This window comes from Stenotrophomonas maltophilia (genome assembly GCF_025642255.1).
GTDB lineage: Bacteria > Pseudomonadota > Gammaproteobacteria > Xanthomonadales > Xanthomonadaceae > Stenotrophomonas > Stenotrophomonas maltophilia_P.
The window spans coordinates 1,845,307-1,859,925 of the sequence record NZ_CP106759.1 but is presented as its reverse complement, the minus strand read 5'-3'; the positions used below and the strand labels follow the sequence as shown (position 1 = coordinate 1,859,925).

Annotated in this window: 10 protein-coding genes; 2 read left to right on the top strand and 8 right to left on the bottom strand. The window is 66.3% G+C overall.

Annotation, left to right across the window (positions count from 1 at the left end; translation table 11 throughout):
- Positions 1 to 5 precede the first annotated feature (5 nt).
- The 7 genes from N8888_RS08615 to prfB all read right to left on the bottom strand — a co-directional run bounded on the left by N8888_RS08615 (position 6) and on the right by prfB (position 11,391).
- Positions 6 to 2,720, bottom strand: coding sequence for a response regulator (locus tag N8888_RS08615; protein ID WP_263178114.1), 2,715 nt, complete (start codon positions 2,718 to 2,720; stop codon positions 6 to 8).
- 1 nt (position 2,721) lies between these two features.
- Complete coding sequence (locus N8888_RS08610; RefSeq protein WP_053520222.1) at positions 2,722 to 3,861, bottom strand: cyclic di-GMP phosphodiesterase response regulator RpfG; 1,140 nt, start codon at positions 3,859 to 3,861, stop codon at positions 2,722 to 2,724.
- A gap of 206 nt (positions 3,862 to 4,067) precedes the next feature.
- Positions 4,068 to 5,579 carry a lysine--tRNA ligase gene (gene lysS / locus N8888_RS08605; RefSeq protein ID WP_053520221.1) on the bottom strand — a complete coding sequence of 504 codons (1,512 nt, stop codon included), beginning with the start codon at positions 5,577 to 5,579 and terminating at the stop codon, positions 4,068 to 4,070.
- 169 nt (positions 5,580 to 5,748) lie between these two features.
- Positions 5,749 to 7,389, bottom strand: coding sequence for an acetolactate synthase large subunit (locus N8888_RS08600; protein ID WP_263178113.1), 1,641 nt, complete (start codon positions 7,387 to 7,389; stop codon positions 5,749 to 5,751).
- A 64-nt stretch (positions 7,390 to 7,453) separates the two neighbouring features.
- Entirely contained in the window at positions 7,454 to 8,839 is a 1,386-nt protein-coding gene (locus tag N8888_RS08595) for an NAD-dependent succinate-semialdehyde dehydrogenase (protein ID WP_164152614.1), read from the bottom strand.
- 598 nt (positions 8,840 to 9,437) lie between these two features.
- Positions 9,438 to 10,220, bottom strand: coding sequence for a helix-turn-helix transcriptional regulator (locus N8888_RS08590; RefSeq protein ID WP_053519318.1), 783 nt, complete (start codon positions 10,218 to 10,220; stop codon positions 9,438 to 9,440).
- A gap of 45 nt (positions 10,221 to 10,265) precedes the next feature.
- Positions 10,266 to 11,391 (bottom strand): peptide chain release factor 2 gene (prfB, locus tag N8888_RS08585; RefSeq protein WP_111186457.1). Its coding sequence is split into 2 segments (ribosomal slippage): positions 10,266 to 11,315 and positions 11,317 to 11,391, totalling 1,125 coding nucleotides; the frame shifts between segments, so codons are not numbered across the junction.
- Between the two features lie 183 nt (positions 11,392 to 11,574).
- Here prfB and N8888_RS08580 point away from each other — a divergent pair.
- Entirely contained in the window at positions 11,575 to 12,315 is a 741-nt protein-coding gene (locus N8888_RS08580) for a M48 family metallopeptidase (protein WP_053519322.1), read from the top strand.
- Between the two features lie 38 nt (positions 12,316 to 12,353).
- Here the strand turns inward: N8888_RS08580 and N8888_RS08575 are convergent, their stop codons facing one another.
- The gene (locus N8888_RS08575) at positions 12,354 to 13,214 is read right to left on the bottom strand and encodes a LytTR family DNA-binding domain-containing protein (RefSeq protein ID WP_065175614.1); all 861 of its coding nucleotides are present in this window, start codon (positions 13,212 to 13,214) and stop codon (positions 12,354 to 12,356) included.
- 175 nt (positions 13,215 to 13,389) lie between these two features.
- Between N8888_RS08575 and N8888_RS08570 the strand changes: the two genes are divergently transcribed.
- Entirely contained in the window at positions 13,390 to 14,598 is a 1,209-nt protein-coding gene (locus N8888_RS08570) for an acyltransferase family protein (RefSeq protein ID WP_065175613.1), read from the top strand.
- Positions 14,599 to 14,619 lie beyond the last annotated feature (21 nt).

The window sequence follows — 14,619 nt, the reverse complement described above, 5'->3', positions numbered from 1 at the left end:
CGCGGTCAGGAGGGCGTGCGTTCCCCGTCGTCGCGTTGCTGGATGCCTGCGACGCGGGACGCCAGCGCTTTCCTGCCGATGCGCAGTGCACCTACCAGGCTGGACAGGCGCATTGTCCACTCGGCCTTCAATTGCCAGTCGGCCATGCGCATCATCTCGCCACTGGCGGCAGCAACCTGGACCAGGCCCAGGTTGCTCGCCACGCCGCGCAGGGCGTGGGCGTGTTCGCGGAAGTCCTCCCAGTCCAGCCGCTCGCCACAGGCCTGCATCTGCGCCATGCTCGCGTCCACATCGACCAGGCACTGGTCGATGAACTTGCGTTCGAAGCCATCGCCCATGCCCAGTGACGCCAGCTCGTCCAGCACGGCGGTGTCGAGTACGCCGTCACCGACCTCCATGGCCGGTACCGACTGGATGCCCGGCTCGGTACGCGTGTTGGCGGCCACATCGGCCAACACCTCCAGCAGACGCGTCGCGACGACCGGCTTGGCCAGGAATGCACGTGCACCTGCCTGCTCACAGCGCAGGATGGATTCCGGGGTGACATCGGCGCTGAGCACCATCACCGGCACATACGGCAGGCCACTGGCCTGCATCACCCGCAGCTGCTTGAGCAGGTCCAGGCCGCTCATGCCGGGCATGTGCAGATCAACGATGGCTGCGTCGTAATTGGCCTGCTCGAGAGCGTCGAGCACCTCGACCCCACCATTGACGCATGTGACCTTGTGGCCGGCCTTCTCCAGCAACCGCTGCAGCACCATGCGGTTGGCGGCATGGTCATCGGCAACCAGCACCCGCAGGCTGCGTACACGGGCCCGATGGCGCAGGAATGGATTGGAGAACGCAATGACGTTGCCGCCCTCCGGCAGCTCGCCCTGCACGTCCGGCGTCGGCGCCACGTCCAGCGCGATTTCCACCCAGAACACGCTGCCGCGCGGCGTGTTCGGCAGGTAACCGACCTGCCCGCCCATCGATTCGACCAGTCCCTTGGCGATCGCCGTACCCAGTCCGGTGCCTTCATGGCGGCGGGCGAGGCCGACGTCGGCCTGCTCGAAGGCGTTGAACAGGCGGCTGCGCAGGGCCACGGGTACGCCGATGCCGCTGTCGAGGATCTCGAAACGCAGCCGGGCACGCTCGCTGCCACGCTCGTCATGGCTGCTGACACGCAGATGGACGAAGCCACTGTCGGTGAACTTCACCGCGTTGCCCATCAGATTCAGCAGAATCTGCTGCAGATGGCCGGCGTCGCCGAACAACCGTGGCGGAACGTTGTCGTCCACGTCGACGCGATACTCCAATGACTTGGAACGCGTCTGCGGGGTGAGGATCAGGTTGATCGCCTGCAGCACGTCGGCCAGCGCGAACTCATGCCATTCCACCCGGACCTTGCCGGCCTCGATCGCCGAGATGTCCAGCACCTCCTCCACCAGCGCCAGCAGGCTGCGGGTGGACGCCTGGATGGTACTGAGGCACTCGCGCTGCTCCTCATCCAGCCGCGTGGTGGCCAGCACTTCGGTCATGCCGGCCAGGCCGTTGAGCGGCGTACGGAATTCGTGGCTCATGTTCGCCAGGAAACGGCTCTTGGCTTCGTTGGCCTGGCGCGCTTCGGCCACCGCACGGGTCAAGGCATGCAGCAGCGAATCGAAGTACAGCGGAATCGCGCCCAGGCCCAGCAGCAGGCCCCAGCCGAGGTAGTCGTGGCTGCGCCAGTAGGGCGACAGCATCACGGTACACAGGAAAGCCAGGCACCCCATTGCGGTTGCCACCCGCAGGTAGGTGCTGCCGTAGCGCATGCCGTTGCCGATCGTGACCCACAGCATCACCGCGTACAGCGGAGCTGCCGGCTCACCCTGGATGGTCATGATCCAGGCCATGCAGGTGTAGTCGGTCAGCATGCCGATCACGCGGCGGACGTGTGACACCCCGGGATCGACCAGGATCGCCACCAGCAGGCCCGCCGAGATGGCCAGCTCGAAGGCGAGGATCAGCCAAGTCGTGGTCAGCGTCTCGCCACCCGCGCTCAGGTAGCGCCAGCCGAGATAGCTGATGAACAGCGCGGTGATCACGATGCGGATCAGGTTCTGCGCGTGCTCGCTGTCCTCGCGTCCGGACAGCCGTTGCTTCACCCGGGCCAGCAGCGACCGGGCCGGGGAGGATTCAACGGCAGGAGTGTCCATGGGGGGATGTCGCATCCATCGTCGCAACAGGGAGGAGCAGCACAGCGGAACCGCCACCAGGCCCAGCCACAGGGGCACGGCCAGGCTGGGGTTGTCACGCCAGTAGGGTGTCAACAGCACGGTGGTACCGAAGCTGACCAGGGCCATGGCGATCGCCACGCCCAGGTAGCGGTTGCCGAAGCGCAGGCCATTGCCCACCGTGACCCACATCACCACCGCATAGACCCAGGCCAGAGGCTCGCCCATCTGCACCATGCCGACCGTCATCAACCCATAGTCGGCGACCATGCCGACCACCCTGCGCGCATCGGAGCGCCCCGGCTTCCACAGCAACCAGGCGAACAGCAGCAGGGATATCGACAGCCCGGTCAGCACGGTCACGAGCACGCCCTGGTACTGCTCCAGGCGATGCATCCGGGCCCCGGACAGCAGTACGTAAACCAGGATCAGCGAGATCAGCGCGATCCGCACTATCACCTGCCCGTGCTCGGAGTCGGGCCGCTGCGACAGCCGGCGCTTCAGCCGTGCGAACAGGTCCTGCATCTCATCCACCCGGTCGCGTGGAGGCCGTCGAGTGCTGCGCGCAGATGTCCAGCAGTTGCTGGCGGCCCCGCAGCAGCGCATCCACGCAGCGGGGGTCGAACAGGCGGCCACGCTGGGCATACAGATAGGCCAGCGTTGCTTCCATCGTCCAGGCTTCCTTGTATGGACGCGGGGAAATCAGGGCGTCGAAGACATCGGCGACGGCAACGATGCGCGCTTCCAGTGGAATCGCTTCGCCTACCAGCCCATCGGGGTAACCACTGCCGTCGTAGCGTTCATGGTGGCGCAGCGCGATCAGCGCACCGACCTGGATGAAGCGGTTCTGGCTGCCGCTGAGCAGTTCATGGCCGATGCGCGGGTGACGGCGCATGATCGCCAGCTCCTCTTCATTGAGCTTGCCCTGCTTGAGCAGCACCGCATCCGGTATGGCGATCTTGCCCATGTCGTGCAGGGGCGCCGCCATCTCGATCAGCCGCACCTCGTCTTCCGGCAGGCCCAGCTGCTCGGCGATAAGCCCGGCCACGCGGGCCATCCGCTCCAGGTAGGCACTGGTGCCGGCGTCACGAAACTCGATCGCACGAGCCAATCGCGACAAGGTCTCGCGCTCCCGCTCCTCGACCTCGTGCATGCTGGCGAGCAGGCGCTGTTCCAGTGACAGCGCGCGCTGTTTCACGTTCTCGGTCTGCTGGCGCAGCTGCAGCAGGTTGTAGCAGCGCGCCCGCAGTTCGCGCGGGCGGATCGGCTTGACCAGGAAGTCGATCACGCCTGCCTCCAGCGCGGCCTGCCGGATCGGCTCGTCGCCCACCACGGTGATCAGGATCACGGGGATGTCGCGATGTTTGGGCAGGCGCCGGAAGCGGCGGGCGAATTCCAGCCCGTCCATTTCCGGCATGCGGTAGTCGAGCAGCAGCAGGTCGACCGGGTGCGATTCGCACCAGGCCAGCGCGGTCAGGGGATCGCCGAAGTCATGCACGCTCAGTTCCGGCGCGATGTCCTCGATGACGTGCCGCAGCATCGTCCGCGCGGAGGTCTGGTCATCGACGATGACGATGTTCAACGTGTACTCCGCCTGGTTTCTCGACCACGCTTGGTCATCAGCAGGCGTGGAAACGCTGCCGCTGCGCACGCTGGCACCCTGCATCGGACTGACTCCCGTGTCATGCGTCCCGGTTCATGATCGTGGTCACATTGTGAAGCGGGCTCTCCACATTGCGCTCTTCCCCGTCACCGATCAAGCCATAGCCGGCGTCAAGGTAGTGCAATTACGATACGCCGAGTGCCAGAGACGTCAATTGCGCCGTCCCGTTTCGGGACGGCGCGCACAAACGGGAGTCACAAAACCCCGGCTCAGTGCTCCGGACGCATGTACGGGAACAGCAGCACGTCGCGGATGGAGCTGCTGCCGGTCAGCAGCATCACCAGGCGGTCGACGCCGATGCCGAGGCCGCCGGTCGGCGCCATGCCGTACTCCAGCGCGCGGATGTAGTCGGCGTCGTAGTGCATGGCCTCGTCATCGCCCCCCTCCTTGGCGGCCACCTGGGCCTGGAAACGCTGGGCCTGATCCTCCGGGTCGTTCAGCTCGGAGAAGCCGTTGGCCAGCTCCTTGCCGTTCACGAACAGCTCGAAGCGATCGGTGTAGCCGGGGTCGTTGTCGTTGGCACGCGCCAGCGGCGAGACCTCCACCGGATGATCGGTGATGAAGGTGGGCTGGATCAGGGTGTGCTCGACGGTGGCTTCGAAGATCTCCAGCAGCAGCTTGCCCCAGCCGTAGGACGGCTTGACCTTGATCTTCAGGCGCTCGCAGTGCCGCAGCAGCGCTTCGCGGTCGGTGCAGTCGGCAGCGGAGATCTCCGGATTGTGGTGCCGCACGGCCTCGTCCATCCGCCAGCGGCGGAACGCCGGGCCGAGATCGATCTTCGCGCCGTCCCACTCCACTTCGGTAGTGCCGTTCACCGTCCTGGCCACGTCCCGGATCACGCCTTCGGTCAGGTCCATGATCTCGTTGTACGTGGCGTAGGCCTCGTACAGCTCCATCATGGTGAACTCCGGGTTGTGCCGGGTGCTGACGCCTTCATTGCGGAAATTGCGGTTGATTTCGTACACCCGCTCCAGGCCACCGACGGTCAGGCGCTTCAGGTACAACTCCGGCGCTACGCGCAGGTACAGGTCCAGGTCCAGCGCGTTGTGATGGGTGGTGAACGGCTTGGCCGCCGCACCGCCGGGGATGTAATGCATCATCGGCGTCTCGACTTCGAGGAAGTCGCGGTTGTCCAGCCACGCGCGCATGGCACGGATGATCTTCGAGCGCTTGATGAACACCGCGCGCGACTCCGGGGTCACGATCAGATCGACGTAACGCTGGCGGTAGCGCTGCTCGACGTCGGCCAGGCCATGCCACTTGTCCGGAAGCGGACGCAGCGACTTGGTCAGCAGTCGGATCGTTGCGGCCTTGACCGACAGTTCGCCGGTACGGGTACGGGTCAGGCCGCCCTCGACGGCGATGATGTCACCCACGTCCCAGCCCTTGAAAGCAGCGTAGTCATCGCCCAGGGCCGCGCCCTGCAGGAACAGCTGGATGCGGCCGGACTCGTCCTGGATCTGGGCGAAGCTGGCCTTGCCCATGATGCGCTTGGCCATCAGGCGTCCGGCCATGCGCACCTGGCGGCCATTGGCTTCCAGGGCCTCGGCGGTCCAGGTTTCGGCGTCGCTGTACTCGTCCTGCAGCTGGCCGGCGAAGTCCTCGCGACGGAAGTCGTTCGGGTACGCGATCCCCTGCCCGCGCAGCGCTTTGAGTTTCTCGCGGCGCTCGGCGATCAACTTGTTTTCGTCGACGGAAGGGGTTTCGGTAGCTTCGCTCATGGATCTGCGGGAATCGTGTAGTTGGGGGAGTCTTGCGCCCGGCACGGCCGGCTGCACAGCATAGCAAAACCACCCTGCCCCGGCCCTGGCCGGCGCCCACGGCCCGGTAGCGCCGGGCCATGCCCGGCGGTCAGTCGGCAGGAATCCCCGGGCGTGGCCCGGCGCTACCTCAGGCATTCCCGGGGAACGCCTGCCGCAATTCATCCACCAGCACCCGCTCGTTCTCCGAATAGTCGATCGGCACCGACACCAGGTGCACCCCGCCTTCGTTGAACGCCGCCTCCAGCGTCGGGATGAACTGCTCGATGGCCGTCACTTCGTGGCCCTTGCAACCATAGGCCTCGGCGTACCTGACGAAGTCCGGATTGCCGAAGGTCATCCCATAGTCGGTGAAGCCATCCACCGCCTGCTTCCAGCGGATCATGCCGTAGGCACCATCGTTGAGGATCAGCACCACCAGGTTCAGCCCCAGCCGCCGCGCGGTTTCCAGCTCCTGGCTGTTCATCATGAAGCCGCCGTCGCCACACACCGCCAGCACCCGGCGCTGCGGGTACAGGATCGAGGCCATGATCGCCGAAGGCAGGCCCGCACCCATCGTGGCAAGCGCATTGTCCAGAAGCAGCGTATTGGCTACCTGGGTGCGGTAATTGCGCGCGAACCATATCTTGTACATGCCATTGTCCAGCGCCACGATGCCGTCGGGCGGCATCACCCGGCGCACGTCGTGGACCAGCCGCTGCGGGCTGAACCGGGCCTCTTCGGCACGGTCGGCGAGATGGTCGAGGATGGTGGCCCGCAGCGGCAGCAGTGCATCGGCATGGGCCACCTGGCCTTCAATGCGGTCGGCCAGCTGGGTCAGCGAGCGGCCGATATCGCCGATCACCTCCACCTGCGGGAAGTAGACCTGCTCGACCGCCGCCTGCGAATAGCCGATGTGGATGACGGTCGGTCCGCCGGGTCGCATCACGAAAGGCGGCTTCTCGGTCACTTCATGGCCGATGGTGACGATCACGTCGGCCTGGTCGATGGCCATGTGCACATAGTCGCGCTCGGTCAGCGCGGCGGTCCCCATGTACAGGCCCGATCCGCCCGCTACCGCACCCTTGCCCATCTGCGTGGTGAAGAAGGGAATGCCGGCACGCAGTACGAAGGCTGACAGCGCCTCGCTGGACTGCGGCCGTGACGCCGCGGACGCGATCATCAGCAGCGGACGCTTCGCATTGCGGATGATCTGCGCGGCGCGATCGAGCGCCTCGGGACTGGCGATCGGTCGATCCACCGCATGCGTCGGGATCAATGCCACATCCTCGACTTCAGTGGCCGCGATGTCCTCCGGCAGTTCCAGCAGGACCGGGCCCGGACGTTCTTCCTGCGCGACACGGAATGCCTCGCGGACGATGGTCGGGATGGTGCGCGCCGATACGATCTGCCGCGCCTGCTTGGTCAGCGGCTTCATCGTGCTGACGATGTCGACGATCTGGAAGCGCGCCTGCTTGCTGGCGACGATGCCCTTCTGCCCGGTGATCATGATCACCGGCCATGCGCCCAGCAGCGCGTAGGCCGCACCGGTGGTGAAGTTGAGGGCACCCGGGCCGAGCGTGGCCAGGCACACGCCCGGCTTGCCGGTCAGGCGTCCGTAGGTGGCCGCCATGAACACCGCCGCCTGCTCATGGCGGGTGATGACCAGCTCGATGCTGGAATGGCGCAGCGACTCGACGACATCGAGGTTCTCTTCGCCGGGAATACCGAAAATACGTTCGACGCCCTCGTTCTCGAGCGCCGCGACAAGCAGATCTGAACCCTTGGACATGGGAATGCCGTCCCTCTTCACTGGACTGGTGGTGGATCGTTACAGGAAGGATGCAAGCCGTGCGTCAACGACGGTCGAACCACACGGTCTGCGCGTTCACGAACTCGCGGATGCCGAAATGCGACAGCTCGCGGCCGAAGCCACTCTTCTTCACGCCACCGATCGGCACGCGCGGGTCGGACGCGGAGAAGCCGTTGACGAACACGCCGCCGGTCTGCAGCCTGCGTGCCAGCCGCATCGCGCGCTCGCGATCGCCGCTCCACAGGTTGCCGCTGAGGCCGAATTCGCTCTGGTTGGCCAGCTCCACCGCATGATCGGCATCGCGTGCGCGGCTGATCGAAGCCACCGGGCCGAAGGTCTCGGTATCGAACGCCTGCATGCCCGGCTCGACACCGGCCAACACCGTGGGGGCATAGAAGCTGCCCGGACGATCCAGCTGATGACCGCCGACCAGCAGCTGCGCACCGGCCTCTACCGATGCACGCACCTGCGCATCGAGCTGCTCGAGCAGGTCCTGCCGGGCCATGGGACCGATGCGGTTGCCCGGTTCACGGCCATCACCGACGGTCAGCGCCTGCACCTTCGCGCAGAACTGCGCCACGAAACGGTCGTACACGCCGTCCTCGACGATGATGCGCTTGCCGGCGATGCAGACCTGTCCGGTGTTCTGGAAGCGCGAGGCGAGTGCCGCATCCACCGCCGCGTCGAGGTCGGCATCGTCCAGCACGATGAAGGGGTCCGAGCCCCCCAGTTCCAGCACGACCTTCTTCAATGCCTGCCCGGCCTGCGCGGCAATGCTGCGGCCTGCGCCGACGCTGCCGGTCAGGGTGACAGCTGCGATGCGGTCATCGGCGATGGCACGACTGGTGCCCTCACGGCTGATGTTGGCGGCGATGAAGGTGCCTTCCGGCAGGCCCGCGTCGCGCCAGGCGGCATCGAGCAGATGGGCGGTACCGACGATGTTCTCGGCCGGCTTGAGCAGGAAACCATTGCCACCCATCAGGATCGGCACGGCTGCGCGCATCACCTGCCAGTACGGGAAATTCCACGGCATGATGCCCAGCACCACGCCCAGTGGCAGGTAGGACACGTAGGCCTTGTCATCGGGAACCAGCGTCGGCTCGTCGCGCAGATACTGTGCGCCGTTATCCGCATACCACTCGCAGAGCACCGCGCACTTCTCGATTTCGGCCAACGATTCGGCATGGACCTTGCCCATCTCGGCGGTGGCCAGCGCCGCAAGCGATTCGCGGTCGCGGCGCAGGACCGCGGCCATCGCACGCAGTACATCGGCGCGCTGCTCCAGCGACTGCGCGCTCCAGGCGGCAAAGCCGGCCTGGCCTCGATCGAGGATCACCTCCAGCTCGGTGTCGGTAACGAAGGGATGGCGGGCGATTTCCTGGCCGGTGGCCGGATCGAGGGAAATCGCAATGGCGGGGGCAGCGGACATGCAGGGCTCCTGTTGTCTCGGCAACGGGCCGATTGCCCGTCTCCTGTCAGGAATGTGGACCCGAAGCTGCCGCGCAACAAGGCGTCTGCTTATCCTGTGACCTGCACTTACCTGCCTGAATGGGTTGCTGGCAGGGCTGCGCCCTGCCCCCTACGCCACAGCCAAGCAACAGCAGAAGCTGGATTCCTGCGGGATGGCGGGGTGGGGCCGATGGCGGAAGACGTCGTGAACCCCTCCATGGGGGCTTGGCCGCGGCATCCATGCCGCGGACACAGTTTCCCGCGATCTGTTGGAAGTACTCTCGGGGTCAGATCCGTTTTCCGCAGGAAAACGGATCTGACCCCGGAATTTCATTCGATATCTGAAAGATGTGCCGACCAAGGTCGACACCCACCCACAGCCGCGGGAAATTGTCAGAGGCGGGGCGGCGTCGGAGTGCGGGGTGTCAGCCGCATGGATGCGGCTGCCAAGCCCCCATGGACGGGTTCACGGCGTCCCCGCACTTCGACGCCGCCCCGCCATCCCACGGAATGCACGCCGTTGCCGTTGCCGTGGCTTGAAGCCTCTGCGGGTGCAGGGCGCAGCCCTGCCGACCCACCTACTTTCGCGGCAGGTAGGTGACCAACGACAGGTCGTGCCGGCTCTCCGGCACCAGCGCCACGTACTGCAGGTCCAGCAACCCGCGCGTGGGGTGGTTCAGCTTCTTCGCCCCCTCGTCGAAGCGGCGCACATCATGCTCCGGCCACCACTGCCGGAACGTATCGCTGTGGGCAGCGATGTCCTCGGCCAGCGCCAGGAAAGGCGCCTTGTCCTGCGCCTGCGCCATCGCCGCGCGGAAGCCGGCCAGCAGGCCCCGGGCCATCTCCTCCCAGTTGAGGATCAACGTGCGATAAGGCGGATACAGGAACATCAGCCGCAGCGTGTTGCGCTCATGCGGCGCCAGCTGGCTGTAGTCGACGAACAGTTCGGCAATGGCCGGATTCCAGGCCAGGATGTCGAAACGGGTGTTGCGTACGTAGGCCGGGATCGGCTGCATCGCGTCCACCAGCTGGCGCAGGCCATCGGTCACGCTTTCATCTGGAGACTCCAGCGGAACGCCATAGCCGGACAGCGCGAACGCATATGCACGCTCGTCATCGCTCATCCGCAATACCCGGGCCAGGCGCTCGAGCACTTCCGGCGACGCACGCACTTCACGTCCCTGCTCGATCCAGGTGTACCAGCTGACACTGACCCCCACCGCCAGCGCCACTTCCTCGCGCTTCAGGCCGGGGGTACGCCTGCGCCCGGCCGGCAGGCCCAGCGTGGCCGGGTCGACACGGGCGCGGCAGGCCTTGAGGAAACCGCCGAGCTCCCTGCGTTCACTCTCGCTGCGCATCATCGCCCTCCGTTGCGGAAGGCGATGATATCGGCGCAGGCGTGCGCATCAGGCATCGACGCGCTTGGACCCCACCGCCAGGCCGGCCTTCAGGCTGGCCTCGACGAACTCATCGAGGTCACCATCGAGCACCTTCTGCGTATCGGAACGCTCGATGCCCGTGCGCAGGTCCTTGATGCGGCTCTGATCAAGCACGTAATTGCGGATCTGGCTGCCCCAGCCGATGTCGGACTTGGTCGCTTCCACGGCATCCTTCTCCGCGTTGCGCTTCTGGATCTCGAGCTCGTAGAGCTTTGCGGCCAGCATCTTCATCGCGTTGTCGCGGTTCTGGTGCTGGCTGCGGCCCGTCTGGCACGCCACCACGATGTTGGTCGGAATGTGGGTGATACGCACCGCCGACTCGGTCTTGTTGACGTGCTGACCACCGGCGCCGGACGAACGGTAGACGTCGGTGCGCAGATCGGCCGGGTTGATGGTGATGTCGATGTTGTCGTCGATCTCCGGCGAAACGAACACCGAGGTGAAGCTGGTGTGGCGACGGTTGTCCGAGTCGAACGGCGACTTGCGCACCAGGCGGTGCACGCCGGTCTCGGTCTTCAGCCAGCCATAGGCATAGTCACCTTCCACGCGCAGGGTGGCCGACTTGATGCCCGCCACATCACCGCCGGAAACTTCCATCAGCTCGGTCTTCCAGCCACGCGATTCGCACCAGCGCAGGTACATGCGCAGCAGGATCTCGGCCCAGTCCTGGGCTTCGGTACCACCGGCACCGGCCTGGATGTCGACGAACGCAGCGGCATTGTCCATCTCGCCGGAGAACATGCGCTGGAACTCCAGCTTCTCGACGTGCGACTGGTGCTTGTCCAGATCGGCAACCACGGCCAGCGCGGTGTCCTCGTCCTGCTCGGACTCGGCCAGCTCCAGCAGCTCGGTCGCATCCTTCAGGCCATCGAGCACCGAGGCGATGCCGCCCACGGTCTTTTCCAGGCTGGATCGCTCGCGCCCCAGGTTCTGGGCGTACTCGGCGTTGTTCCAGACGTCGGGGTTTTCAAGCTCCCGCGTTACTTCTTCAAGACGCTCTTTCTTGGCGTCGTAGTCAAAGATACCCCCGAAGCGACAGCACGCGATCGGTCAGATCGGTGATGCGCTGGCGGACAGGATTCAGTTCGATCATGTCGGCGGTCGTGCGTTCAAAAAATGACTGCCAATGATAACGCAGGCGCCCGGCAGGCGGCGAGGCACCCCCAGCGGCCCGGCCGGCGGCTGGACACGGGGCGGGCTGAAGCCGGTAGACTTCCCGGCCGCCGCGGCAACAGGGGGACGCGCGGCCCATCCCAATCCAAGGAGCACCATTTCAATGAAGATCATGCGTTCCACCCTGTGCCTGGCCGCCTGCCTGCTGGCCGCCAATGCCTCGGCCATCGACCTGAAGGGCCTGACCAGCACCGGCCTGAAGGCCGGCAAGGCGCTGACCCTGTCCGACGCAGAGGTCTCGGCGGCCGCCGACCAGGCCTGCGCCTACATGGACAAGGAGAACCAGCTGGCACCCGCCAACGATCCCTATGCCCAGCGCCTGGCCAAGATCACCCAGGGGCTCGCCAACGAGGACGGCCTGAACCTGAACTTCAAGGTCTACCGGACCGCCGATGTCAACGCCTGGGCGATGGCCAACGGCTGCGTCCGCGTCTACACCGGCCTGATGGACATGGCCAGCGATGACGAGGTGCGTGGCGTGATCGGCCACGAAATCGGCCACGTGAAGCTGGGCCACAGCAAGACCAAGATGCGCACCGCGCTGCTCGCATCGGCCGGCCGCGAAGGCCTGGCAGCGTCGGGCAACGGCAACCTGACCCAGCTCAGCCAGGGCCAGCTCGGCGACCTCGCCGAGGGTTTCGTCAACGCCCAGTTCTCGCAGAAGGAAGAGAGCGCGGCGGACGAGTACGGCTACCAGTTCATGAAGCGCCACAACTATGATCCGGCAGCCCTGGCCAGCATGTTCCGCAAGCTGTCCAGCGAAGGCGGCCTGATGTCGTCGCACCCCGGCTCGGAAGCCCGCGCCGCGCGCATCGACGCGATGATCAAGAAGGACAGGAAGTAAGCACGAAGGGGGCGGGCGCTCCGCAGGTCCGCCCGCCCCTATCCTCCCGCCAGCGCCTGCCGCAGCAGCGGCAGCTGGCGCCTGCTGCAGGGAATCTTGGCCCCATCGGCCATGTGCAGCAGGGCCTCGCCGCCATCCAGCGGCTCGATGGAGCGCAGCTGCCCGCGGTTGATCAGCCAGCTCCGATGCGGCCGCAGGAACACCAGCGGATCCAGCCGCAGCTCCAGCACCGCCATGGTGATCCGCAGCGGATAGTCATGGCCGCGGACCCTCAGATTCACGTAGTTGCCAGCGGCCTGGGCGTACTCGACGTCCTCGGTGGCGACCAGGAATTCCTTGCCCAGCTTGCGCACCAGGAAGTGCTGCGGGCGCTCGACCGGCTCGACCGGCGGACCGACATCCGGCGCGGCCAGCAGGGATGCCTCACCCTGGCGGCGGCGGCCGAACCAGCCGGCAAGGTGCTCCAGCGCCACGAACAACGCGAACGTGCGGACATCCTTCAGGTACTCGTAGGCAAAGCGCTGCAACCAGCCGTCATCGTCCTGGTAGTGATGGCCCAGTGCGGCGTACGCGAGGTGGCGGATCACCATCATCCCCACCACGTGCAGCAGCGACCACCCCACGCTGGCCAGCAGGTACAGCGGCAGCAGGCGCTTCCAGGTGTCGGCATGCAACGGCCAGCGCTCGCACCCCCACCACAGCAGCGGCAGGGTCAGCAGCACCGCTCCGGCACTGCTGAACTCCCAGACCAGGGGCTCCCACAGGGCCAGGGCGGTGCCGTGGCGCCCGGAATCCATCACTTCCACCAGCGCGTTCGTCACTGCGGTCGCCGACAGGATCGCGGCCCACACCAGCAGACGACTTGACGTTCGCCAGCGCGGCAGTCTGCCCTGAGCCATTGCTGCATCCATCTCGTCGCGGTCCCTCAGCGTGCATCAAGGGAGCGAGCGTAGCCTCCCCGTTGATCCCGGCACGCCCGCCATTGGTCACTACCGCGGCACCGGTGGCCCCCTGCCGCTTACGCCTCCACCTTTGCGGACGCAGTCTGGCGTCACCTTCCTGCCGGTTGCGGCCATGACCCGACGCCATGACATCGACACGCTCCGCGTGCTCGCCTTCGCCCTGCTCATCCTTTACCACGCGGCCATGGCCTATGTGGATGGCTGGGGCTTCCATCTCAAGAGCGCCTACACCGCCGAGTGGCTGCAGTGGCCGATGATCGCTCTGAACCGCTGGCGCATGCCACTGCTGTTCGTGATCTCGGGTATCGCTCTGGGCCTCTCGCTGCCGCGGCACGGGCGGCACCGGTTCGCACTGAAACGCAGCGGACGCCTGCTGCTGCCGCTGTTGTTCGGCATCGTCGCTGTCGTCTCGCTGCAGGCTTACTGCGAAGCGGTGGACAAGGGCGATGTGACGCCAGGACTCGGCGCCTTCCTGTGGCGTTACTGGCAGTTCCGGCCGTGGCCGGGCGCGCATTTCGACGGCGCAGCCTACGGGTTCACCTGGAATCACTTGTGGTATCTGGCGTACCTGGTGCCCTACACCCTGCTGGCCATCGCGCTGGCCGGTCCGATGCAGGCCCTGTGGGCGCGGCTGCCGTCATGGCGGCCCGATGACCGCCTGATCGCGATCATCGGCCTGGTGCTGCCGGTGCTCTGGCTGGCCTGGGCCCTGCTGGTGGTGATGCCTGCGTGGCCGCCCACCCATGCGCTGCTGAACGACCTCTACGTGCATGCCGAATCCCTGCCCCTGTTCCTGGCCGGTTTCTGGGCCGCACGCTGGCAACGCGGCTGGGACCTGCTCGTCCGCGGCCGGCGCCTGACGTTGGCGCTGGCCTTGATCGGGCTGCTGGTCGAACTCGGCATCCGCGCCCTGGGCCGGATGCCGGACCTTGGCCAGCTCGATCCATGGGTGCTGTCGCTGCCATGGGCGCAGACCGAGCGCGTCGGCCGGGCCCTGTACACCTGGTGCGCACTGCTGGCGATGTTCGGCTGGGCCCGCGTGCTGCTCGACCAGCCGTGGCGTGGCCTCGACTACTGCCGAGAGGCGGTCTTCAGCTGGTACATCCTGCACCAGACCGTGCTGATCGTCCTGCTCTACTGGCTGCGGCCCCTTCAGCTCGGCCCCTGGCTGGAACCGGCTCTGCTGGTTGCCGGCACCGTCGCCGGCTGCCTGCTGATCCACGAGCTGCTGATCCGTCGTGTCCGCTGGCTGCGTCCCCTGTTCGGCCTGCGCGTCCATCCGCCATCGCCTTCGGTGGCAGGCGCAGCGACGGCACCGTGACACCATCGCGTGGAGCCGGGT

Excerpts from the sequence above, each read along its gene's own strand:
- N8888_RS08615 (WP_263178114.1), bottom strand. The coding sequence starts at position 2,720 with ATGCAGGACCTGTTCGCACGGCTGAAGCGCCGGCTGTCGCAGCGGCCC.
- N8888_RS08610 (WP_053520222.1), bottom strand. The coding sequence starts at position 3,861 with ATGCAGGGTGCCAGCGTGCGCAGCGGCAGCGTTTCCACGCCTGCTGAT.
- lysS (WP_053520221.1), bottom strand. The coding sequence starts at position 5,579 with ATGAGCGAAGCTACCGAAACCCCTTCCGTCGACGAAAACAAGTTGATC.
- N8888_RS08600 (WP_263178113.1), bottom strand. The coding sequence starts at position 7,389 with ATGTCCAAGGGTTCAGATCTGCTTGTCGCGGCGCTCGAGAACGAGGGC.
- N8888_RS08595 (WP_164152614.1), bottom strand. The coding sequence starts at position 8,839 with ATGTCCGCTGCCCCCGCCATTGCGATTTCCCTCGATCCGGCCACCGGC.
- N8888_RS08590 (WP_053519318.1), bottom strand. The coding sequence starts at position 10,220 with ATGATGCGCAGCGAGAGTGAACGCAGGGAGCTCGGCGGTTTCCTCAAG.
- N8888_RS08580 (WP_053519322.1), top strand. The coding sequence starts at position 11,575 with ATGAAGATCATGCGTTCCACCCTGTGCCTGGCCGCCTGCCTGCTGGCC.
- N8888_RS08575 (WP_065175614.1), bottom strand. The coding sequence starts at position 13,214 with ATGGCTCAGGGCAGACTGCCGCGCTGGCGAACGTCAAGTCGTCTGCTG.
- N8888_RS08570 (WP_065175613.1), top strand. The coding sequence starts at position 13,390 with ATGACCCGACGCCATGACATCGACACGCTCCGCGTGCTCGCCTTCGCC.